The sequence below is a fragment of the Streptomyces sp. NPDC002690 genome, from assembly GCF_053592415.1.
Genome location: NZ_JBSFVR010000037.1, coordinates 14,521 through 36,134 on the forward strand (window position 1 = coordinate 14,521; position 21,614 = coordinate 36,134).

General features: G+C 70.9%; 20 protein-coding genes and 2 pseudogenes. 16 read left to right on the forward strand and 6 right to left on the reverse strand.

The window, feature by feature from the left end; all coding sequences use genetic code 11:
• Nucleotides 1-137: 137 nt before the first annotated feature.
• From dop to prcA, 4 genes are all read left to right on the forward strand, one after another.
• Nucleotides 138-1,649, forward strand: coding sequence for a depupylase/deamidase Dop (dop, locus tag ACWD3D_RS07965; RefSeq protein ID WP_451460057.1), 1,512 nt, complete (start codon nucleotides 138-140; stop codon nucleotides 1,647-1,649).
• Between the two features lie 128 nt (nucleotides 1,650-1,777).
• Entirely contained in the window at nucleotides 1,778-1,996 is a 219-nt protein-coding gene (locus ACWD3D_RS07970; RefSeq protein ID WP_266702617.1) for a ubiquitin-like protein Pup, read from the forward strand.
• 337 nt (nucleotides 1,997-2,333) lie between these two features.
• A complete protein-coding gene (prcB, locus tag ACWD3D_RS07975) occupies nucleotides 2,334-3,182 on the forward strand; it encodes a proteasome subunit beta (RefSeq protein ID WP_451460058.1) in 849 nt (282 codons plus the stop codon).
• Between the two features lie 64 nt (nucleotides 3,183-3,246).
• Entirely contained in the window at nucleotides 3,247-4,032 is a 786-nt protein-coding gene (gene prcA / locus ACWD3D_RS07980) for a proteasome subunit alpha (protein ID WP_451460059.1), read from the forward strand.
• A 101-nt stretch (nucleotides 4,033-4,133) separates the two neighbouring features.
• Here the strand turns inward: prcA and ACWD3D_RS07985 are convergent, their stop codons facing one another.
• Nucleotides 4,134-5,165 carry a LacI family DNA-binding transcriptional regulator gene (locus ACWD3D_RS07985; protein WP_451460060.1) on the reverse strand — a complete coding sequence of 344 codons (1,032 nt, stop codon included), beginning with the start codon at nucleotides 5,163-5,165 and terminating at the stop codon, nucleotides 4,134-4,136.
• Nucleotides 5,166-5,332: 167 nt separating this feature from the next.
• Here ACWD3D_RS07985 and ACWD3D_RS07990 point away from each other — a divergent pair, with 167 nt between their 5' ends.
• The 12 genes from ACWD3D_RS07990 to ACWD3D_RS08045 all read left to right on the forward strand — a co-directional run bounded on the left by ACWD3D_RS07990 (nucleotide 5,333) and on the right by ACWD3D_RS08045 (nucleotide 17,719).
• Nucleotides 5,333-6,595, forward strand: a complete 1,263-nt coding sequence (locus ACWD3D_RS07990) for an MFS transporter (RefSeq protein ID WP_451460061.1) — start codon at nucleotides 5,333-5,335, stop codon at nucleotides 6,593-6,595.
• A gap of 9 nt (nucleotides 6,596-6,604) precedes the next feature.
• Nucleotides 6,605-7,966, forward strand: coding sequence for a Pup--protein ligase (gene pafA, locus ACWD3D_RS07995; protein ID WP_266702607.1), 1,362 nt, complete (start codon nucleotides 6,605-6,607; stop codon nucleotides 7,964-7,966).
• Nucleotides 7,967-8,226: 260 nt separating this feature from the next.
• A complete protein-coding gene (locus ACWD3D_RS08000) occupies nucleotides 8,227-9,165 on the forward strand; it encodes an FKBP-type peptidyl-prolyl cis-trans isomerase (protein WP_451460062.1) in 939 nt (312 codons plus the stop codon).
• Between the two features lie 45 nt (nucleotides 9,166-9,210).
• Nucleotides 9,211-9,582, forward strand: a complete 372-nt coding sequence (locus tag ACWD3D_RS08005; protein ID WP_451460063.1) for an FKBP-type peptidyl-prolyl cis-trans isomerase — start codon at nucleotides 9,211-9,213, stop codon at nucleotides 9,580-9,582.
• A 273-nt stretch (nucleotides 9,583-9,855) separates the two neighbouring features.
• The gene (locus ACWD3D_RS08010; protein ID WP_451460064.1) at nucleotides 9,856-10,809 is read left to right on the forward strand and encodes a helix-turn-helix transcriptional regulator; all 954 of its coding nucleotides are present in this window, start codon (nucleotides 9,856-9,858) and stop codon (nucleotides 10,807-10,809) included.
• A 29-nt stretch (nucleotides 10,810-10,838) separates the two neighbouring features.
• Nucleotides 10,839-11,795 carry a helix-turn-helix transcriptional regulator gene (locus ACWD3D_RS08015; RefSeq protein ID WP_387371926.1) on the forward strand — a complete coding sequence of 319 codons (957 nt, stop codon included), beginning with the start codon at nucleotides 10,839-10,841 and terminating at the stop codon, nucleotides 11,793-11,795.
• Between the two features lie 2 nt (nucleotides 11,796-11,797).
• Nucleotides 11,798-12,100, forward strand: a complete 303-nt coding sequence (locus ACWD3D_RS08020) for a hypothetical protein (protein ID WP_451460065.1) — start codon at nucleotides 11,798-11,800, stop codon at nucleotides 12,098-12,100.
• A 67-nt stretch (nucleotides 12,101-12,167) separates the two neighbouring features.
• Nucleotides 12,168-12,365: a hypothetical protein gene (locus ACWD3D_RS08025; protein ID WP_451460066.1), complete on the forward strand. Its 198-nt coding sequence runs from the start codon at nucleotides 12,168-12,170 to the stop codon at nucleotides 12,363-12,365.
• 219 nt (nucleotides 12,366-12,584) lie between these two features.
• Nucleotides 12,585-12,878, forward strand: coding sequence for a Sec-independent protein translocase subunit TatA (tatA, locus tag ACWD3D_RS08030; RefSeq protein ID WP_451460067.1), 294 nt, complete (start codon nucleotides 12,585-12,587; stop codon nucleotides 12,876-12,878).
• Nucleotides 12,879-12,927: 49 nt separating this feature from the next.
• Nucleotides 12,928-13,893 carry a twin-arginine translocase subunit TatC gene (gene tatC, locus ACWD3D_RS08035; RefSeq protein ID WP_451460068.1) on the forward strand — a complete coding sequence of 322 codons (966 nt, stop codon included), beginning with the start codon at nucleotides 12,928-12,930 and terminating at the stop codon, nucleotides 13,891-13,893.
• 18 nt (nucleotides 13,894-13,911) lie between these two features.
• Nucleotides 13,912-14,802, forward strand: a complete 891-nt coding sequence (locus ACWD3D_RS08040) for a diacylglycerol kinase (RefSeq protein WP_451460069.1) — start codon at nucleotides 13,912-13,914, stop codon at nucleotides 14,800-14,802.
• A gap of 88 nt (nucleotides 14,803-14,890) precedes the next feature.
• Nucleotides 14,891-17,719 (forward strand): DEAD/DEAH box helicase, encoded by a 2,829-nt coding sequence (locus ACWD3D_RS08045; protein ID WP_451460070.1) that lies wholly within the window; start codon nucleotides 14,891-14,893, stop codon nucleotides 17,717-17,719.
• A gap of 69 nt (nucleotides 17,720-17,788) precedes the next feature.
• Here the strand turns inward: ACWD3D_RS08045 and ACWD3D_RS08050 are convergent, their stop codons facing one another.
• The 5 genes and pseudogenes from ACWD3D_RS08050 to ACWD3D_RS08070 form a co-directional block, all read right to left on the reverse strand.
• The gene (locus ACWD3D_RS08050; protein ID WP_451460071.1) at nucleotides 17,789-18,238 is read right to left on the reverse strand and encodes a spore-associated protein; all 450 of its coding nucleotides are present in this window, start codon (nucleotides 18,236-18,238) and stop codon (nucleotides 17,789-17,791) included.
• A gap of 208 nt (nucleotides 18,239-18,446) precedes the next feature.
• Nucleotides 18,447-19,472 (reverse strand): hypothetical protein, encoded by a 1,026-nt coding sequence (locus ACWD3D_RS08055; RefSeq protein ID WP_451460072.1) that lies wholly within the window; start codon nucleotides 19,470-19,472, stop codon nucleotides 18,447-18,449.
• 166 nt (nucleotides 19,473-19,638) lie between these two features.
• The gene (locus tag ACWD3D_RS08060; protein ID WP_451460073.1) at nucleotides 19,639-20,742 is read right to left on the reverse strand and encodes an LLM class flavin-dependent oxidoreductase; all 1,104 of its coding nucleotides are present in this window, start codon (nucleotides 20,740-20,742) and stop codon (nucleotides 19,639-19,641) included.
• Nucleotides 20,743-21,014: 272 nt separating this feature from the next.
• A pseudogene (locus ACWD3D_RS08065) lies at nucleotides 21,015-21,530 on the reverse strand (ADP-ribosylglycohydrolase family protein); the annotation flags it as partial.
• Nucleotides 21,524-21,614 (reverse strand): annotated as a pseudogene (locus ACWD3D_RS08070) (type I methionyl aminopeptidase); the annotation flags it as partial. The pseudogenes ACWD3D_RS08070 and ACWD3D_RS08065, both read right to left, overlap by 7 nt.

The window sequence follows — 21,614 nt, forward strand, 5'->3', positions numbered from 1 at the left end:
CCGGGGCAGAGGCGCTCTAGGCTCTGACGTACCGCCGACCGCGCAGTGCGGGGCCGGACGACCGCGCACGCAAACCGGACAAGCAGCGGTACTTGAGCGTCGTTCCCGGAGGGACGACGCCGGGCAAGGAGGGCCGCATGACCGTACGGCGAGTAATGGGCATCGAGACGGAGTACGGAATCTCCGTCCCCGGCCACCCCAACGCCAATGCCATGCTCACCTCGTCCCAGATCGTCAACGCCTACGCGGCCGCGATGCACCGGGCGCGCCGAGCCCGCTGGGACTTCGAGGAGGAGAATCCGCTGCGGGACGCGCGAGGCTTCGACCTCGCCCGCGAGACCGCCGACTCCAGCCAGCTCACCGACGAGGACATCGGCCTGGCCAACGTCATCCTGACCAACGGCGCCCGCCTCTACGTCGACCACGCGCACCCCGAGTACAGCTCCCCGGAGATCACCAACCCCCGGGACGCCGTCCTCTGGGACAAGGCCGGCGAGCGCATCATGGCCGAGGCCGCCGAACTGGCCGCGGCCATCCCGGGTGCCCAGCCGATCCACCTCTACAAGAACAACACCGACAACAAGGGCGCCTCCTACGGCACGCACGAGAACTACCTGATGAGAAGGGACACCCCCTTCTCGGACATCGTGCGCCACCTGACCCCGTTCTTCGTGAGCCGCCAGGTCGTCACCGGGGCGGGACGGGTCGGCATCGGGCAGGACGGCCGCGACCACGGTTTCCAGCTCAGCCAGCGCGCCGACTACTTCGAGGTGGAGGTGGGGCTGGAGACGACGCTCAAGCGCCCCATCATCAACACCCGCGACGAACCGCACTCCGACGCGGAGAAGTACCGCAGGCTGCACGTCATCATCGGGGACGCCAATCTCTCCGAGATCTCGACCTATCTGAAGCTCGGCACCACCTCCCTGGTCCTCTCGATGATCGAGGACGGGTTCATCAACGTGGACCTCGCGGTCGACCAGCCCGTACGGACCCTGCACCAGGTCTCGCACGACCCGTCCCTCCAGCGCCTGATCACGCTCCGCAGCGGCCGGACACTCACCGCGGTGCAGCTTCAGATGGAGTACTTCGAGCTGGCCCGCAAGTACGTCGAGGAGCGATACGGCGCCGACGCCGACGAGCAGACCCGGGACGTCCTGCTGCGCTGGGAGGACACCCTCAACCGCCTGGAGAACGACCCGATGAGCCTGTCGGGCGAGCTGGACTGGGTGGCCAAGCGGGCCCTGATGGACGGCTACCGCCGCAGGGACGGCCTGGAGTGGGACGCCCCGCGCCTGCACCTGGTGGACCTCCAGTACGCGGACGTACGGCCCGACAAGGGGCTCTACAACCGGCTCGTGGCCAGTGGGCGGATGAAGCGCCTCTGGGACGAGGACGCGGTCTCCAGGGCGCGTACACAGCCTCCGGAGGACACCCGGGCCTATTTCCGGGGCCGCTGCCTGGAGCAGTACGCGGACGACGTGGCCGCCGCCTCCTGGGACTCGGTCATCTTCGACCTCCCGGGCCATGACTCTCTGCAACGGGTGCCCACCATGGAGCCGCTGCGCGGTACGCGGGAGCACGTCAAGAACCTCCTGGACCGCTGCCGCACGGCGGAAGAGCTGGTCCGGGTGCTGTCCGGCGGCTGAACGGGCCGCCGGAGGGGAATGATCGGGACAGGGCCCGGACGTTGGAAAAGTACCGGGCCGATGTCGGACCCCGTGGGTAGGGTCTGATCAAGAGCTTCGAATGCTTCGAACCGAGCGGGGTGAGCTAGATGGCGACCAAGGACACCGGCGGCGGACAGCAGAAGGCGACGCGCTCCACCGAGGAGACCGAGGAGCAGGCGCAGGAAGCGCAGGCTTCGGAGGACCTCAAGGAGCGCCAGGAGAAGCTGAGCGACGACGTCGACTCGGTCCTGGACGAGATCGACGACGTCCTGGAGGAGAACGCCGAGGACTTCGTGCGGAGCTTCGTACAGAAGGGCGGGGAGTAGTCCGCGCGGACACCGGTTCCGGACAGCCGTCCGGACACGTGTTCCGTGCACGGGTCACCGGAGGTGAACGGGCGTCCGGCGCCCTGAACCACCGGACCGGCTTCCCGTACGCATGCCGCCGCTGACCGGGAGGTCACCGGCGGCGGCGGGGCCGTCGCGGGGGAGCGGCCGGCCGGCGAGTACCTCCGCCGGCCGCTTCCCCCGTACAGGTGGATCACCGCCACCGGGCGGGTAGGGTCCGTGACGTACGGTGCTTCAACCGCACACCGGCCATCGGCGCATCGGGCGTCCGTCCCGACCCCGGCGGGCCGTCGCATGCATACCTGGAGGGAAACGCGTGGAAGCCAACACTCGTCACACCGGGCGTCTACCAGCTGCGTTCCTGACGCCGGGTTCGTCCTCGTTCATGGACTTCCTGTCCGACCACGCACCCGCGATGCTTCCGGGCAACCGGAGCCTCCCGCCGCTCAAGGGCGCCGTCGAGGCACCGCACGGGACGACCATCGTCGCGGCCTCGTTCCCCGGCGGTGTGGTGCTCGCCGGTGACCGGCGGGCCACCATGGGCAACATGATCGCGCAGCGCGACATCGAGAAGGTCTTTCCCGCCGACGAGTACTCCGCCGTCGGTATCGCGGGCACCGCCGGTCTCGCGGTGGAGATGGTCAAGCTCTTCCAGCTGGAGCTGGAGCACTTCGAGAAGGTCGAGGGCGCGCAGCTCTCCCTGGAGGGCAAGGCGAACCGCCTCTCCACGATGATCCGCGGCAACCTGGCGATGGCCATGCAGGGACTCGCGGTCGTCCCCCTCTTCGCCGGCTACGACGTCGACAAGGGCCGGGGCAGGATCTTCTCGTACGACGTCACCGGAGGCCGCTCCGAGGAGCACGCCGGATACGCCTCCACGGGCTCCGGCTCGCTCTTCGCGCGCGGCTCCATGAAGAAGCTCTACCGCGAGGACCTGACGGAGTCCCAGGCGCTCACCCTGGTCGTGCAGGCCCTGTACGACGCCGCGGACGACGACTCCGCGACGGGCGGCCCCGACGTGGCGCGCCGCATCTACCCGATCGTCACCGTCATCACCGACGAGGGCTTCCGCCGGCTGTCGGACGGCGAGTCCTCCGCGATCGCCCGGGAGATCCTGGAGCGCCGTCTCGAACAGCCCGACGGCCCGCGCGCGGCTCTGCTCTGATCCGGCCCGGGGTTCCGGGGATTCCCAGATGCACTCGTCACTGACAGAAAGGGACGGATAGCCGGTGTCGACGCCGTTCTATGTCTCACCCCAGCAGGCCATGGCCGACCGGGCGGAATACGCCCGCAAGGGCATCGCCCGAGGTCGCAGCCTGGTCGTGCTGCAGTACGCCGACGGCATTGTGTTCGTCGGCGAGAACCCGTCCCGCGCGCTGCACAAGTTCAGCGAGATCTACGACCGGATCGGCTTCGCCGCCGCCGGCAAGTACAACGAGTACGAGAACCTCCGCATCGGCGGGGTCCGCTACGCAGATCTGCGCGGATACACCTACGACCGCGACGACGTGACGGCCCGTGGGCTGGCCAACGTCTACGCGCAGACGCTCGGCACCATCTTCTCCAGCGCGGCCGAGAAGCCGTACGAGGTGGAGTTGGTCGTCGCCGAGGTCGGTGCCGAGCCCGAGGGCGACCAGATCTATCGGCTGCCGCACGACGGTTCGATCGTCGACGAACACGGGTCGGTCGCGGTCGGCGGGAACGCCGAGCAGATCAGCACCTTCCTGGATCAGCGGCACCGCGACGGCATGACGCTGGCCGAGGCGCTCAAGCTCGCCGTCCAGGCGCTCTCCCGCGACCCCAACGGCAGCGAGCGGGAGATCCCCGCGGAGCGGCTGGAGGTCGCGGTGCTGGACCGGACCCGGCCCCAGCAGCGCAAGTTCAAGCGGATCGTCGGCCGGCAGCTCGCGCGCCTGCTGGAAGCCGACGGCGCCGCGGCGACCACCCCCACGGACGCGCCGTCCGACACGGAGGAGACCGAGTCCGAGGAGTCGAGCGGGTCCACCGAGGAGTAGTCCCGGCGGCCGGTCAGTGACCCTGCCCCGGGCTCCCCGTCCAGCGGACGCGGAGCCCGGGGCACCGTCGTGTCTGCGGTCCGCGGTCTGCCGGTCGGCCGTCAGCCGGCCGTGGGGGGCGCGGCGGTGGAGCCGCGTACGACCAGCTCCACCGGCAGGCTGCCGGTACGGACGGGGCGGCCCTCCAGCACCGCGAGCAGGGCGGTCATGCCCCGCTCGCCGACCTGCTCGGCGGGGAGCGCCACCGTGGTCAGCTCGGGCTCCACCGCGGTGGCGAGCGCCAGGTCGTCGAAGCCCGACACGGACAGGTCGTCGGGCACCCGCAGGCCGAGGCGCCGGGCCGCCTTGCAGGCCCCCGCCGCCAGGACGTCCCCGTCGCAGACCAGCGCGGTCGGCCGGGGCCCCGGAGCGGTCAGCACCGCCTCGGCCGCCCGCAGCCCCCCGGAGACCTCCAGCGCCGAGGCGACCGTACGCAGCGAGGTGCCGGGTACCGCCGTGAGCGCCTCGCGCAGGGCGCGGGCGCGCACCGCGAAGGTCCACGAGTCGACGGCAGCGGCCACGTGCGTGAAACGGCGGTGACCGAGGGCGAGCAGATGCTCCGCCACCTGACGCATCCCGTCCGCGATGTCGAGGTTCACCCGGGCCGCGGCGCCCGCTCCGGACGGGTCGCTGTCCAGCATCACCAGCGGCAGCTCCGTACCGCTCAGTGCCCCGAGGGCCTCCGTCGCCATGGACGAGGCGATCACCCCGTCGAGCGCCGCACGGGCGCTGGCGAAGGGGTCCTTCGCCGGTCCGGTGCCGTCGGGCGACGGGTAGAGCACCACTCCGAAGTCGTGGTCGGCGGCGACCGAGGCGGCGCCCGTGTAGACGCGGGCGAAGAACTCGTGGGTGAGTGCGGGCACCACCAGCAGCGCGGTGCGGGTCTTCCCCAGGCGCAGGCTGCGCGCCGCGAGGTTGGGCCGGTAGCCGAGGTCGCGCGCGCTCGCCCGGACCCGCTCCGCGGTGGCCTCCGACACTCTGCCCGTCCACTTACCGCCCAGCACCAGTGAGACCGTCGCCTGCGACACCCCCGCGACCCGCGCCACGTCCCGGCTGGTGGGGCGGGCCGGGGCCGGCTGGGACGTGCTGCTCACTGGGGCCTCCGTGCGGGTGGTGCGGTGCGGGACCGTCCGGGCCGGCCGGAGCGCGGCGGGTGCTGCGCGGTGGACCGGCGGACTGCGCACATGGTACGTATGAACCTTGAAGTTATACGTAAAACCTCGGGCGGGCGTGGGCCCGCACCGGGGGAGAGGGGCGGGAAATGGCCGCGGGATATCTGGACATCCTCCGGGAGCGGCACGCGGCCCGGCTGCTCACCGGCACCCTGGTCGGACGGCTGCCGAACGGCATCGCCCCGATCGCGATCGTGCTCTTCACCCGGGCCGAGGGCGGCAGCTATTCGCTGGCCGGCGGGCTCGCCGCCGCGTACGGCCTCGCCACGGCCGTAGGGCAGCCGCTCCTCGGCCGGGCGGTGGACCTGTACGGCCAGCCGCGCGTGCAGTTCCCGGCGGCGGTCGTCTCCGCCCTCGGCATGGTGCTGCTGGCCCTCGCGGGCCTGGACCCGCTGCCGCTCGCCTACGCGGCGGTCATCCTCGCCGGAGTGGCCACCCCGCCCCTGGAGGGCGGGCTGCGCGCCCTCTGGCCCTCCGTCCTCGGGCAGCGCGAGGAGCGGGTGCACCGCGCCTACGCCCTGGACGCCGTCGCCCAGGAGGTCATGTTCACCGCAGGGCCGCTGCTGGTGACCCTGCTGGTGTCGCTCTGGTCGCCGGCCGTGGCGCTGCTCGTCGTCAACGCCGCCGGGGTACTCGGGGCGCTCTCGGTGGTCCTGTCCGAGCCCTCCCGCACCTGGCGGTCCGCACCCCGCGAGGCCCACTGGCTCGGCGCCCTGCGCTCGCCCGGGCTTCTCGCCCTCCTCGGCTCGCTCTTCTTCGTCGGGATCGCGCTCGGCTCGATCACCGTGGCGGGCGTCGCCTACGCCGACGACCAGGGCCGCGAGTCCGTGTACGGCTGGCTGATGGCGGCCCTGGGGCTCGGCGCGCTGATCGGCGGTGCGGCGTACGGGGCCCGGCAGTGGGCCGGTGCGCCCGAGCGGCGGCTCCGCGGCCTCGTCGCCCTGCTCGCCCTCTGCTACCTGCCGCTCGTGCTGACGCCCGGTGTGGTCGCGATGACGGCCCTCGCCGCCCTCGCCGGGGTGTTCCTCGCGCCTTCCATCGCCTGCTCGTTCATCGTGGTCGACCGGCACGCGCCCCGGGGCACCGTGACCGAGGCGTTCTCCTGGCTGGTGACGACCATCGGTGTGGGCGCGGCGGCCGGTACGGCCGTGGCGGGGCCCGCCGTCGAGCTGGGCGGCACGGCATGGAGCTTCGCCGTCGCCGGAGCGGGCGGAGTGGCGGCCCTGCTGGTTCTGCTGGCCACCGGAAAGGTCCTCGCAGTTCCGGCACGTGAGCGCGTCGTCGCGGCCGGTTCGGAAAATGATCGAAACGGAGCTGTCGAACCCGGTTTCAGCTCACGCCGTAAGGCGTAATGTTCAGTCATGGACCGCCGCATTTTCGGGCTGGAGAACGAGTACGGCGTCACGTGCACGTTCAGGGGACAGCGCCGACTGTCACCTGACGAAGTGGCGCGCTACCTCTTCCGCCGTGTCGTGTCATGGGGCCGCAGCAGCAATGTCTTTCTGCGGAACGGCGCCCGCCTCTACCTCGACGTGGGTTCGCATCCGGAATACGCAACTCCCGAATGCGACAACCTCACTGAGCTTGTCACCCACGACAAGGCTGGCGAACGCATTCTGGAAGGTCTGCTCGTCGACGCCGAACGCCGCCTGCACGAGGAAGGAATCGCGGGCGACGTCTATCTCTTCAAGAACAACACCGACTCAGCGGGCAACTCCTACGGCTGCCACGAGAACTACCTCGTGGCCCGGCACGGGGAATTCTCCCGGCTCGCGGACATCCTCATTCCGTTCCTCGTCACGAGGCAGCTGATCTGCGGCGCGGGCAAGGTCTTGCAGACCCCGCGCGGAGCGGTCTACTGCGTGAGCCAGCGTGCCGAGCACATCTGGGAGGGCGTCAGCTCCGCCACCACGCGCTCCCGGCCGATCATCAACACCCGCGACGAGCCGCACGCCGACGCCGAGCGCTACCGCCGCCTGCACGTCATCGTCGGTGACTCGAACATGTCCGAGACGACCATGCTGCTCAAGGTCGGCGCCACCGACCTCGTGCTCCGCATGATCGAAGCGGGCACGGTGATGCGCGATCTGACGCTGGAGAACCCGATCCGGGCGATCCGCGAGGTCAGCCACGACACGACCGGCCGGCGCAAGGTGCGCCTGGCCAGCGGCCGCGAGGCGTCGGCCATCGAGATCCAGCGCGAGTACTACGACAAGGCGGTCGACTTCGTCGAACGCCGGGGCATCCGCACCGGCACCGTCGACCAGGTCCTCGAACTCTGGGGCCGCACCCTGGACGCGATCGAGGCGGAGGACCTCGACAAGATCGCCACCGAGATCGACTGGGTCATGAAGTACAAGCTCATCGAGCGGTACCGGGCCAAGCACAACATGACCATGTCGCACCCGCGGGTCGCTCAGATAGACCTCGCCTATCACGACATCCACCGGCGCCGAGGTCTGTACTACCTCCTGGAGCGCAAGGGCCAGGCCACCCGCATCTGCAACGACCTGAAGATCTTCGAGGGCAAGTCCGTGCCCCCGCAGACCACCCGGGCGCGGCTGCGCGGGGACTTCATCAAGCGGGCCCAGGAGCAGCGGCGGGACTTCACCGTCGACTGGGTCCACCTCAAGCTCAACGACCAGGCACAGCGCACGGTGTTGTGCAAGGACCCGTTCCGCTCGGTGGACGACCGGGTGGAGAAGCTGATCGCGGGAATGTAGAGGCGGCCCCGCGCCCGTCGACGGCTCCGCGCCGTCACCCGGCTTCGTGAGGCAGGCCCCGGAACACCCGTTCCGGGGCCTGTCCCGTGCGCCCGTGCCGTACTCGAACACCACGCCGTACGCGGCGCCCGAGGGTCGCACGCACGGGGGAGACGACCGGCCGGGCCGCGTCGCGGGGCGTCGCGAACCGGTTCCGCACAGTGCGAAGGCCGTAAGGTGTCCGGGACCCATGACTGTGTCGTCTGAGATCTGAGGAACCAGTGCGCCGACTTGCCGGCCTTCTCGTCGTCCCCCTCCTGCTGCTCTCCGCAGCGGCCTGCGGCAGCGACGACAAGGCCTCCGACTCCGCTTCGTCCGAGACCGGCGTGCCCGCGATCACCGCGGGTGCCAAGTTCGGTGAGAAACCCACCATCGCCAAGGGCGTGGGCGACCCGCCCAAGGAGCTGAAGACCACGGTCATCAGCGAGGGCGACGGTGCCGCGCTGAAGAACGGTGACGCGGTCCAGGTCAACTACCTCGGCCAGGCCTGGGACTCCACGAAGCCGTTCGACAACAGCTTCGACCGCAAGACCCCGTTCGATCTGACCCTGGGCGCCGGCATGGTCATCCAGGGCTGGGACAAGGGCCTCGTCGGCCAGAAGGTCGGCAGCCGCGTCCAGCTGGTCATCCCGCCGGACCTCGCGTACGGCGCACAGGGCCAGGGCGACATCAAGGCCAACGCGACCCTCGTCTTCGTCATCGACGTCGTCAAGGCCACCCAGATCCCGGCCTCCGCCGAGGGCACCAAGGTCCCCCAGAACGACGCCGCGCTGCCGAAGGTCGGCACCAACACGGACGGCAAGGCGCCCAGCGTCACCGTCCCGAAGAGCGACCCGCCCACCAAGCTCTCCTCCACCTACGTGCTGGAGTCCGACGGCGCGGTCATCACGGACACCGACAGCGTCGTGGTGAACTACGTGGGTCTGCTGTGGAAGGACGGAAAGACGTTCGACAGCACCTACGAACAGGGGAAGACCCAGACCTTCCCGCTGGAGCAGGTGACCCTCAAGGGCCTGAAGAGCGGGCTGGTCGGCAAGAAGGTCGGCAGCCGGGTGCTGCTGGTCATCCCGCCGGACCAGGGCTTCGGTGACGAGGCGCAGCAGTCGATTCCCGCCAAGTCGACCCTGGTCTTCGCGGTGGACCTGCTGGCGAAGATGTAAGACTGTCCCGGTTGTGCAGTTCATCTTTTCCAAGGAGCAGTTTTAGTGAGCATCGACAAGCCCGAGGTCGACTTCCCGGGCGGCGAGCCGCCGACCGACCTCCAGATCAAGGAGATCTGGGAGGGCGACGGCGCCGTCGCCAAGGCCGGCGACTTTGTCTCCGTCCACTACGTGGGCGTGGCCTTCTCCACCGGTGAGGAGTTCGACTCCTCGTGGAACCGCGGTGAGCCGCTCAAGTTCCCGCTCGGTGCCGGCCGGGTCATCGCGGGCTGGGACCAGGGCGTCCAGGGCATGAAGGTCGGCGGCCGTCGCCAGCTGATCATCCCGGCGCACCTCGCCTACGGTGACCGCGGTGCCGGTGCCGCCATCGCGCCGGGTGAGACGCTGATCTTCGTCTGCGACCTCGTCGCGGTCTGATCGTCGGACCTGATCGTCGGACGTGATCGTCCGGCTGGTCCGGACCGCCCGTTCGTCCGGCGGTCCGACCGCTCGGCGATCTGGCCGGAAAGCGACCCTGTCGCCATCCGCCAGGCGTCCGCCAGGATCGCGCCTCCTTCGCGGAGGCCCGGGAGGGCCCGTGCCGTTCGGCACGGGCCCTCCCGGCGTCGGTGCCCGGGCACGCGTGTTTTTGCCGGGGCCCCCGGGGGCGGTACGGTCGAGCGTCGTAGCGCATGGAGAGAAGGGGCGTCGATGGCGATTGCCAAGGCCGAGCGGTTGATGAACCTCGCGCTGTGCCTGCTGGGCACACGGCGTCCGCTCAGCAAGCGCGAGCTGCGCGGCTCCATCGAGGCGTACCTCGAAGCCGGTTCGGACGAGTCCTTCAACCGCATGTTCGAGCGCGACAAGGACGACCTGCGCGAACTCGGCCTCGTCATCGAGACCGTCGAGGGACTCGACGGAGACATCGGCTACCTCGCCCGCCGCGACAGCAACCGCCTCCCGCCGATCACTCTCAGCGCGGAGGAGGCGGCGGCCCTGGAGATCGCCGCGAAGGTGTGGCAGCAGGCCCGCCTCGCCGGAGCCGCCAGTGGCGCGCTGCAGAAGCTTCGGGCCGCCGGAATGCCCGAGGCCGAGGACACGTACGAGGTACCGAGCGCCCTCGAACCGCGCATCCCCGTGCACGAGGCCGCCTTCGAACCGCTGATGCTGGCCTGCCGCGACCGACGCCCGGTCACCTTCGACTACCGCAAGGGCAATTCCGCCCACGCCGAACAGCGCCAGGTCGAGCCCTGGGGGCTGGAGTGCTGGCGCGGCCACTGGTACCTGGCCGGCTGGGACCGGGAGCGCGGCGCCGAGCGCGTCTTCCGCCTCTCCCGCATCACCGGCAGGGTCCGCTCCCGGGCCGGCGTCTTCACCGCCGCCATCCCCGACGTGGTCACCGTCCGGGAGACCGTGGAGAGCTGGGCCGGCGAGACCGCCACCCGCACCGCCCGGATCAGGCTGCGCGGCGGGGCCGGCTTCCCGCTGCGCTCGCGCGCGGTCTCGGTACGGGACCTCGGCGACGGCTGGGACGAGCTGGAGATCCCGTACGGACACGGGCTCGACGCCTGGCTCGTCGAGTTCGGACCGGACGTCGTCGTGCTCGGACCGGCCGATCTGCGGGCCGATGTGGTCGACCGGCTGCGCGCCGTGGCGAAGGACTGAAGGACTCGAGGACTGAGGGCGACGACACCATGGCCACGAACGCGATCGACCAGACCCGGCGGATGCTCTCCCTGGTGACCTATCTGCGCGAGCGCCCCGGCGCCCATGTGCAGGACGTCGCCCGGGCCTTCGGCATCACCGAGGACGAGCTCATCTCCGACCTGGACGTGCTGCCCATGTGCGGGACCAGCTTCCGCGGCGGCGATCTGCTCGACATCGACACCGACGGCGACCGGATCTGGTGGCACAACCCGGACGACGTCGCCGAGCCGCTGCGGCTCGCCGCCGACGAGGCCACCGCGCTGCTCGTCGCCGCGCGGGCCGTCGCCACCCTGCCCGGACTGCGCGAGAGCGACCGGCTCGCGCTGGTACGGGCCACCGCCAAGCTGGAGACGGCCGCGGGGGAGACCGGTGCGGCCAGCTCCCGGCTCTCGGTGACCTTCGAGTCGGAGGGTGGCGTCTTCGCCGAGGTCGACCGGGCCATCTCCGAACGCCGACGGCTCTGGCTGCGCTACTACTCGCCCGCCCGGGACGAACTCACCGAGCGCGAGGTGGACCCGATCCGGCTCTTCGCCGTGGGCCACACCTACCTGGAGGGCTGGTGCCGGCTCTCCGAGGCCCGGCGCACCTTCCGTCTGGACCGGGTCGCGGAGATCCGGCTGCTCGACGACCCGGCCGCACCCCCGGAGCTGGAGCTCCGCGACCTGTCGGAAGGGCTCGTGCAGCCGGCCGCGGAGGACCCGGAAGTGGTGATCGAGGTCGGCGCCGGCGGCCGGTGGGTCGCCGAGTACTACCCGCACGACCGTGCCGAGGAGCGTCCCGACGGCGGGCTGGTGATCACCCTGCGCACCCCGGACCCGGCCAGCTTGCGGAGGCTGGCGCTCCGGCTCGGTGGCGAGGGCCGTATCGTGTCGCCCCCGGAGCTGGCCGAGAGCGCCCGCCGGGCCGCGGCCGAAGCGCTCGCCGCCTACGACGGCGTGGTCTGACGATGACGGGAACCCAGGACGGCACCGAGTCCCCGGGGTCACATGGGACGGGCGTCGCGGAAGCGGCCCGGCTCGCGGCGGACCACACCGTAACGTTCCGGGCCGGCTGCCCCGACTGCCGGACGCGCTTCGAGCTCGGTGCCGAGGCGTTGCGCCTCGCGATCGGGGCCGGCCCCCGCACCACCTTCTACTCCTTCACCTGTCCCGAGTGCGGCTCGGCCGTGCGCAAGCCCGCCGGGGAGCGCATCGTCGAGCTCCTCACCGGTGGTGGCGTACGGACGCTGCGGCTGCACACCGCTCCGTAGCCGCGGCAGCCCGCCCCGTGTCCGCCGCCCGCTTCCCTCCGCGTCCCCCGAAAGAGGCTCAGCCCGCATGTTCTGGCCCATGCTTGCCATCACTCTGGGATTTCTGGGGATCGCCGTGCTCGGCGTTCTCGCCGTCCGGGTCTTCCTCGAAGTCCGACGGCTCGGCCGGCAGGTGGCTACCACCTCGGAGCGGATCAACCGGGCCGCCCAGGACCTGGAACGGGCCGCGACGCGCCTCGCCTCCACGGCGGACGTCCTCCGGTAGCGGGAGCCGCGGCCTCCGGATTCGCGGGACCTCGCGGTACGCTGCTGGGGTCGGCCCAGGCAGGAGGCGTGGTCCGGAACCGCGTGTATGCACGGGCATTGCCTGGTGTTTACCACTGCGGGTTACGATCGCTGCCAGCTGACCGTTCGGACGCGTGTCCGACTGATCGGGTAGTGAGCCCGTTCCTCCAGTCACCCCAGTGAGAAGGAAGTCGCACACATGATCGGCAATCTGAAGCCCCTTGAGTTGGTTCTGATCATCGCTGTCATCCTGCTGCTCTTCGGTGCCAAGAAGCTTCCGGACATGGCGCGTTCGCTCGGCAAGTCCGCGCGTATCCTCAAGAGCGAGGCGAAGGCGATGAAGCGCGACGACGCCGAGCCCGCCACCCCCACCGCCGAGACGGTCGCCGAGCCCACCCCGAAGCCTGCCGCCGCTCGCACCATCCAGGCCGCTCCGGGTGACGTCACCAGCGCGCGCCCCGTCGCCGAGCCCAACCCCACCACCCAGAGCTGACAGCTGATCCGTTCCACCGACGGCTGCCGCACGAGACGAGGGAAGTGGGTTGCTCAAGTCTGCCCGCAAGCAGGAGAAGAACGACGAGGGGCGGATGCCCCTCCTCGATCACCTGCGTGAGCTGCGTAACCGGCTTCTGAAGGCCGTTCTGGCCATTGTCGTGGTGACGATCGTCGCCGCCTTCTTCCAGAAGGACATCTACGACTTCCTTCTGCGACCGATCCTCTCCTCGGTCGGCTGCAAGGACGGCGTGGTCACCGCGGTCAATGGCAAGCCCTGTGCGCTGCTGAAGACCGACACCTTGATGGCACCGTTCACCAACGCCCTCAAGGTCGCCCTCATGTCCGGCGTGCTTCTCGCCACGCCGGTCTGGCTGTACCAGCTGTGGGCCTTCGTGGCCCCGGGCCTCCACAAGGGCGAGAAGCGGTACGCCTACGGCTTCGCCGTCATCGGTGCCCCGCTCTTCCTGGCCGGCGGCTACCTCGCCTATCTGATCCTGCCGCAGACCGCGCAGATCATGCTCGGTTTCAGCCCGGACAGCGTGCAGAACCAGATCGGGCTCGACAGCTACCTCGACCTGCTGACCCGCATGATCGTGGTCTTCGGTCTGGCCTTCGAGCTGCCGCTGCTCCTCGTCGCGCTGAACCTGACCGGGATAGTGACCGGGAAGCGGATGCTCGGCTGGTGGCGCGGGATGATCGTCGGCCTTACCGCGTTCGCCGCCATCGCCACCCCCGGCGGTGAGCCGCTGTCGATGCTGCTGCTGGCCGGACCGCTGGCCGTCCTCTACTTCATCGCGACCGGTTTCTCCCTCCTGAACGACAAGCGCCGCAACCGCGGCAACCCCGACGCCGAGCTCGACGACGACGAGGCGTCGGAGCTCGACCTCACCCCCGAACCGATCGGCGGGGTGGAGAGCGTGTCCGCGGGCCGTGCCACGGTGCCCGGACAGGCGTCGGGCGAGCAGGACGGTGCCGGATCGCAATCTCCGAGCGGTTACGACGACATCACCTGACCTTGTAGGGTCCGGCGGGTGACCAGCGAGATCACCCTCTTCGTCAATCCCACCGCGGGAAGCGGCCGGGGCGCGCACGCCGCGCAGCCGGCCGCTTCCGCGTTGCGGGACGCCGGATTCTCCGTGCGGACCGTGCTCGGCGAGAACGCGGACGACGCCCTGCGCCGGGCGCGGGACGCCGTGGCCGGCGGTACGGGCGCGCTGATCGTGGTGGGCGGGGACGGCATGGTCTCCCTCGGGCTCCAGGCGGCGGCCGGGACCGGGACCCCGCTGGGAGTGGTGGCCGCGGGCACCGGCAACGACTTCGCCCGGACCCTCGGCCTGCCGGTGCGCGACCCGGCGGCGTCGGGCCGGCTGGCCGCCGACGCCCTGAAGCGGGGCGGCATACGCACCCTCGACCTCGGACGGGCCGGGGACCGGTGGTTCGGCACGGTGCTGGCCTCCGGCTTCGACTCCCGGGTCAACGACCGGGGCAACCGGATGCGCCTGGTCCCCGGCCGTCTCAAGTACGACCTGGCGATCCTCGCCGAGCTCGCCTCCTTCCGGCCCGTCCCGTACCGGATACGGCTGGACGGCGGGGCCGTCATGGAGGTCGAGGCGACCCTGGTCGCGGTCGGCAACGGGACCTCCTACGGCGGTGGCATGCGGATCTGCGCGGACGCCGTCATGGACGACGGGCTCTTCGACGTGACCGTCGTCGGGGACTGCAGCCGGACCACCCTGCTGAAGGTCTTCCCCCAGGTCTACCGGGGCAGCCACCTCTCCCACCCGGTGGTCACCGTCCACCGGGCCGCGTCCGTCGAACTGGCTGCGGCCGCCACCACCGCCTACGCCGACGGGGAACCCCTGGGAGCGCTCCCGGTGACGGCGGTGTGCGTACCCGGCGCGGTACGGGTCCTCACCGGCTGAGCCCCGGCCCGGGGCCGGGGCGACCGGATGCGCGGGCGGAAAAAGGGCGCATGGACTGTCGGAGGTGGCGGGTAGGCTCGACAGCAAGATGACAGAGGACCTCTCACCAGCCGAGCGCTACCACGCCTCCCGCCTCCGCCAGGCCGAGATGGCCACGGCGCTGTGGCCCTTCCGCCAGATGTACGAGTTCGAACTCGACCCCTTCCAGATCGAGGCCTGCAAGGCACTGGAAGCGGGCAAGGGCGTGCTGGTCGCGGCCCCGACCGGTTCGGGCAAGACGATCGTCGGCGAATTCGCGGTGCACCTCGCCCTGGAGCAGGGGCGCAAGTGCTTCTACACCACGCCGATCAAGGCGCTCTCCAACCAGAAGTTCGCCGACCTGGTCAAGCGCTACGGCGCCGACAAGGTCGGCCTGCTGACCGGTGACAACAGCGTCAACTCCGAGGCGCCGGTGGTCGTGATGACCACCGAGGTGCTGCGGAACATGCTGTACGCGGGCTCCCAGTCCCTGAACGGCCTCGGATACGTCGTGATGGACGAGGTGCACTACCTCTCCGACCGCTTCCGGGGCGCGGTCTGGGAGGAAGTGATCATCCACCTGCCCGAATCCGTGACGCTGGTCTCCCTCTCGGCGACCGTCTCCAACGCCGAGGAGTTCGGCGACTGGCTGGACACCGTGCGCGGGGACACCGAGGTCATCGTCTCCGAAGAGCGGCCGGTGCCGCTCTGGCAGCACGTGCTCGCCGGACGCCGGATGTACGACCTCTTCGAGGAGGAGACCGACCATGGCGGCCGTGGGTCGGCGCGCCGCGAGACCAACCCCGACCTGATCAGGCTCGCCCGCATGGAGAGCCAGGCCGGGTACAACCCGCGCGACCGCCGGCGCGGCAAGATGGTCCGCGAGGCGGACCGTGAGCGCGAGCGCCGTCAGCGCAGCCGGATCTGGACGCCGTCCCGCGCCGAGGTGATCGACCGGCTGGACGCAGAGGGGCTGCTGCCCGCCATCACCTTCATCTTCAGCCGGGCCGGCTGCGAGGCGGCCGTGCAGCAGTGCCTCACCGCCGGTCTGCGGCTCAACGACGAGGACAAGCGCCGCCTGGTGCGGGAGATCGTCGAGGAGCGGACCGCCTCCATCCCCACCGAGGACCTGCACGTCCTCGGGTACTACGAATGGCTCGAAGGGCTGGAGCGGGGTATCGCCGCGCACCACGCCGGCATGCTGCCGACCTTCAAGGAGGTCGTGGAGGAGCTCTTCGTCCGCGGTCTCGTCAAGGCCGTCTTCGCCACCGAGACCCTCGCGCTCGGCATCAACATGCCCGCGCGTTCGGTGGTACTGGAGAAGCTCGTCAAGTGGAACGGCGAGCAGCACGCGGACATCACGCCCGGCGAGTACACCCAGCTCACCGGGCGCGCGGGGCGCCGCGGCATCGACGTCGAGGGCCACGCCGTGGTGCTGTGGCAGCGGGGCCTGGACCCGGCGGGGCTGGCCGGGCTCGCGGGGACGCGCACGTACCCGCTGCGCTCCAGCTTCCGTCCGTCGTACAACATGGCGGTCAATCTGGTGCAGCAGTTCGGGCGGCACCGCTCGCGCGAGCTGCTGGAGACCTCCTTCGCCCAGTTCCAGGCGGACCGTTCGGTCGTCGGGATCTCCCGCCAGGTCCAGCGCAACGAAGAGGGCCTGGAGGGGTACCGCGAGGGCATGACCTGCCACCTCGGGGACTTCGAGGAGTACGCCCGACTGCGGCGGGACCTCAAGGACCGCGAGACCGAACTGGCCAAGCAGGGCGCCTCGCAGCGCCGTGCAGCCGCCGCCACCTCCCTGGAGAAGCTGAAGCCGGGCGACATCATCCACGTGCCGACCGGCAAGTTCGCCGGCCTCGCACTGGTGCTGGACCCCGGACTGCCCGCCGGGCGGGCCAACGGCCATCGCGGCTTCGACCAGCACGACGGCCCGCGCCCGCTGGTGCTCACCGCCGAGCGTCAGGTGAAGCGGCTGGCGTCGATCGACTTCCCGGTCCCGGTGGAGGCCGTGGAGCGGATGCGGGTACCCAAGACGTTCAACCCCCGCTCGCCCCAGTCCCGCCGCGACCTCGCCTCCGCCCTGCGGACCAAGGCCGGGCACATCGTGCCGGACCGCCACCGCAAGGGGCGCGCGGCGGCGGCCGACGACCGGGAGATCGCGCGCCTGCGCACCGAGCTGCGGGCCCACCCGTGCCACGGCTGCGACGAGCGCGAGGACCACGCGCGCTGGGCGGAGCGGTACCACCGCCTCAAGCGCGACACCCGGCAGCTGGAGAACCGCATCGAGGGACGGACGAACACCATCGCCCGCACCTTCGACCGGATCGTGGCCCTTCTGACCGAGCTGGACTACCTGCGCGCCAACGAGGTCACCGAGCACGGCCGGCGGCTGGCCCGGCTCTACGGCGAGCTCGACCTGCTGGCGAGCGAATGTCTGCGGGACGGTGTCTGGGAGGGGCTGAACCCGGCCGAACTCGCGGCCTGCGTCTCGGCGCTGGTCTACGAGGCACGGCAGGCGGACGACGCGGTGGCGCCCAAGCTGCCGTCGGGCCCGGCGAAGACCGCCATGGCGGAGATGGTCCGCATCTGGGGGCGGCTCGACGCCCTGGAGGAGGACTTCAAGATCAGCCAGACCGAGGGGGTCGGCCAGCGCGAGCCCGACCTCGGCTTCGCCTGGGCGGTCTACATGTGGGCCTCCGGCCGCTCCCTGGACGAGGTGCTGCGCGAGGCCGAGATGCCCGCCGGCGACTTCGTCCGCTGGTGCAAGCAGGTCATCGACGTCCTCGGCCAGGTGGCCGCCGCAGCCCCGCGCGAGGGCAGCACGGTGGCGAAGAACGCCCGCAAGGCCGTCGACGAGGTGCTGCGCGGAGTGGTGGCGTACAGCTCGGTGGGCTGAGGCGGTACGAGCGACGGAGGCGGGCCCGGGGCGTGATGCCCCGGGCCCGCTGTGCCGCTCGGGGCGGGGTCAGCCGATGGTGGTGACCCGCTGTTCCTTCAGGGTCGCGCAGTTGGAGTTCTCCACCGACACGTGGATGTTGTCGATGTTGCCGCCCCAGCTCACGCAGTGGCCCTTGCCGTAGACACGGCCCGGGCCCGCGTACGAGGTGTAGTTGCCGTAGTCCTCGGCCCAGGCGTCGGTGTCCGGCACGTAGATGTACGCGGACATGTACTTCACGGTGCCCGGGTTGGAGCGGATGGTCGCGACGCAGTTGTTGCCGTTCGCGGAGTTGTACGTGAGGTAGACGGTGCCCAGCGATCCGACGGGCGCCGAGTTCACCGTCTTGTAGGCACTGCCGCAGACCCCCTGCGGCGTGACGTTGGGCGCGGCCTGGGCGGTGGCGCCGAACGCCACCGTGGTTCCCACCACCAGGGCGGTCAACGCCCCGGCAGCCGCGACATTACGCGCGAATCCCATAATTTCCCCCTTGTTACTTCAAGAGCGTTTTGCTCCCACTTGATGTGACCGCCGAAGCGCACGGAAGGTTGCACCCCCTTTTCGAAGAGATGCCGGAAAATAGGGCGGCTTCCGCCGGGGACTCCCGGAAGAGGTACGGGAGGGGGAGCGGGGGAAGGTGTGGTCGCGCGGGTCGGAATCCCACCGCCTCGTGCCACCGCCGTCCCGCTCAGCGGCGCACCTTCCCCCGCTTCTCGCGCTTCTCGAACACGGAGCGCCGGGCGGCCCGGGTGCGCAGGACCCGGTAGCGGAGGGCGTCGAACGGCTCGGGGTAGTAGCGCCAGGGCAGACCGTTCAGGTGGCCGTCGACGCGCCGGAACTGTGCCACGGCCTCGCGGTACCGCCCCTGGTGGACGAGGACGTAGCCCACGAGGTGGCGGACGTACGGCAGCCGGGGATGATCAACGGGCGCGGCGTCGATGTCCACCAGCGCGGCATCGACCATGGCGCGCACCCGCGGTGACCCGAAGGACGCGGCGGGCGGTGCCATGTCGCTGTTCTCGAACCACGCGATCAGCGGGAGAACCGCCAGCAGGCTCCCGGCGGGAGCGTCCCGGGCGGCCTTCTCCGCGAAGTCGCGAGCGATCTGCTTGGAGCCGTGCCACTTGGCGCACCAGTACTGCAAGGCGCTGAGATGTGCGTCGAAGTGGTGCGGGGCGCGCTCCGTGATCTCCTGCCACAGAAGATGCATGTCCCGGTTCGGGTAGTTCAGCCCCATCGCCATCCAGACCTCGGCGACGTGCGGCGTCGGGTCCGCCGGGTTGAGCCCGGCGGCCCGGACCAGGTCGTCGCGGGAGTCCCACAGCGCCTGGTGGAAGCGCGCGAACCTGGCCCTGGACGTCGCGCTCGCGCTCATCTTGCCCCGGAGCTTCCACGCGTACGCGATCCGGGCGCGTGCGCGGACCACCGCCGCGTCCGGGTCGTAGGGCCGGGCGGCCTCCCATGCCAGCAGCCACCCGTCCCCGTTGCGGGCCGCGACCCGGCCCAGGACGTCGCTGTACAGGGCGCGCCGCTCCCAGTCCTCGCCGGCCTCGGCGAGGAGCCGCGCCGCCGGCTCCCACTTCTGCCGCCGGGCCGCGGCAGCCGCCTTCTGCAACGCGCGGTTCGGACCCGCGAGTTGGCGGGTCTGCCACTTCAGTGGGAGGAGGAAGAACCACACCAGGCAGAAGACCGCCACACAAACGAAGAACGACACCGCGGATGACTCCATGACTCTCTGCGCGCAGCGAGACGGGAAGACCCCCGCCCCGGTGGCGCGGGCGGAGTGAAGCGTCGATCCGACACACCCGGCCGTCGCGCCGAATGATCATCGTAAGTGTGTTCTCCGGTCGTGGCAGCGGCGGATGCGCCCCGACCCCGGTTCAGGCTGCCGACGTCCGCGCGGCGTCCCGCTTGGCGACCTCCTCCCGCACGATCGGGATGACGTGGCGGCCGAAGTCGATCGCGTCGTCGAGCAGGTCGTAGCCCCGGGCGGACAGGATCTCGACCCCCAGGTCGTAGTAGTCGAGGAGGGCCTGGGCGACCGTCTCCGGAGTACCCACCAGGGCCGTGGAGTTGCCCGCACCGCCGGTCTCCGCCGAAGTCGGCGTCCACAGCGCGCGGTCGTGGCGCTCACCCCGTCCCGCGACGGCGAGCAGCCGCTGCGAACCCGCGTTCTGCGGAGCGGTCAGCGGGTGGCGGCGGCTCGGCGGAGCACCCGCCTTGCGGGCCCTGATCCGGTCGAGCGTCCGGTGCGCCTTCTCCCAGGCGAGCTCCTCGGTGGGGGCGATGATCGGGCGGAACGCCACCTGGATCTTCGGTACGTCGGTGCGCCCCGCCGCCTTCGCCGCCGCCTTGACCGAGGCGATCTGTTCGGCGGTCTCGGCCAGGGGTTCGCCCCAGAGGCAGAAGATGTCGGCCTCGGCGCCCCCTGCCGCGTACGCCGCCGGGGAGGAACCGCCGAACGAGACTTGCGGGTGCGGCTGCTGCACGGGGAAGGTGTCGCTCACGAAGTCGTTGAAGCGGTAGTGCGTGCCCTCGTGGTCGAAGGGCTCGTGGGAGGTCCACGCCTTCTTGATGATCTGGATGGCTTCACGGGTGCGCGCGTACCGCTCGTCCTTGGTGAGGAAGTCCCCCTCGCGCTGCTGCTCGTGGTCGTTGCCGCCGGTGATGAAGTGGACGGCCAGGCGCCCGTCGCTGATCCGGTCGAGCGTGGCGAACGTCTTCGCGGCGAACGTCGGGTACGACACGTTGGGCCGGTGCGCCACGAGGATCTGGAGCCGGTCCGTACGGGCGGCGATGAACGCGGCTGCCGGGGACGGGTCGGGGGAGCCGGAGCCGTAGGCGAAGAGCACCCGGTCCCAGCCGTGGTCCTCGTGGGCGCGGGCCAGCTTGAGCGTGTACTCCTTGTCGAAGGACGCTCCCGAGCGGGGCGTCACCTCGGAACCTTCGTTGGTCGCGGCGATGCCGAGGAACTCTACGGGCATGGCGAAGCCTCATCTTCTGCTGCGGGTGGCGATGGCGGTGGTGGCACCGGCCGGGCGGCGCGGTGCGCCGTGCCGTCGTGTGCTGCCTACGTGCTGACGTCGTGCTGACGGAGAAGCAGTCAGGGACGACAGGACGACGACCACACCCGACCGAAGTCGATGTGGTCGCGGGTGACCAGCCGCAGCTGAGGACGCATCCGTTCAGTGCACCAGCCGGATCGGCTCGGCGTCAACGGGGTGTCCGACCGGTGGGCATGGGGGCACGGCGGGATTCAGCGGGCGGAGGGAGCGCCTTCGTGCCCGTCCAGGCGCAGGGCGAGGGCCGTCAGCTCGGCGGTGCGCAGCACCCGCCCTCCGAAACCGGGAAGCGGTACGTGGAGCGGCTCCGTCCAGCGGGCGGGGATCGCGCCCATGCCGTGTACGGCGCCCGCGAGCGCACCGGTCACCGCGGCCACCGTGTCGGTGTCGCCGCCGACGTCGATCGCCGCCGCGAGCGCGGCCTCGAAGGACGAGGTCGTCCGCAGGGCCCAGACGGCGGTACCCAGGCAGGGCCAGACCGCGCCGTTGAACTCGGTCGCCAGATCCGGGTGCCAGTCCGGGGCGAGCACCGTCGCCCAGCGGGCGCGCTGGTCCTCGCGTACGTCGGCCAGGGCGGCGGGCAGGGCGGCGGCCGGGGAGCCGCCGTCCAGCGCCACCCGGATCAGCTCGTGGAGGATCGCCGTGCCCTCCCAGGCGGCCGGATCGCCGTGCGTCAGGGCCGCGATCCGCCGGGCCGATCGCTTTACGGCAGCGTGAGGATGTCCGCCCCGGTCTCCGTCACCACGAGGGTGTGCTCGAACTGGGCCGTCCGCTTGCGGTCCTTGGTGAGCACG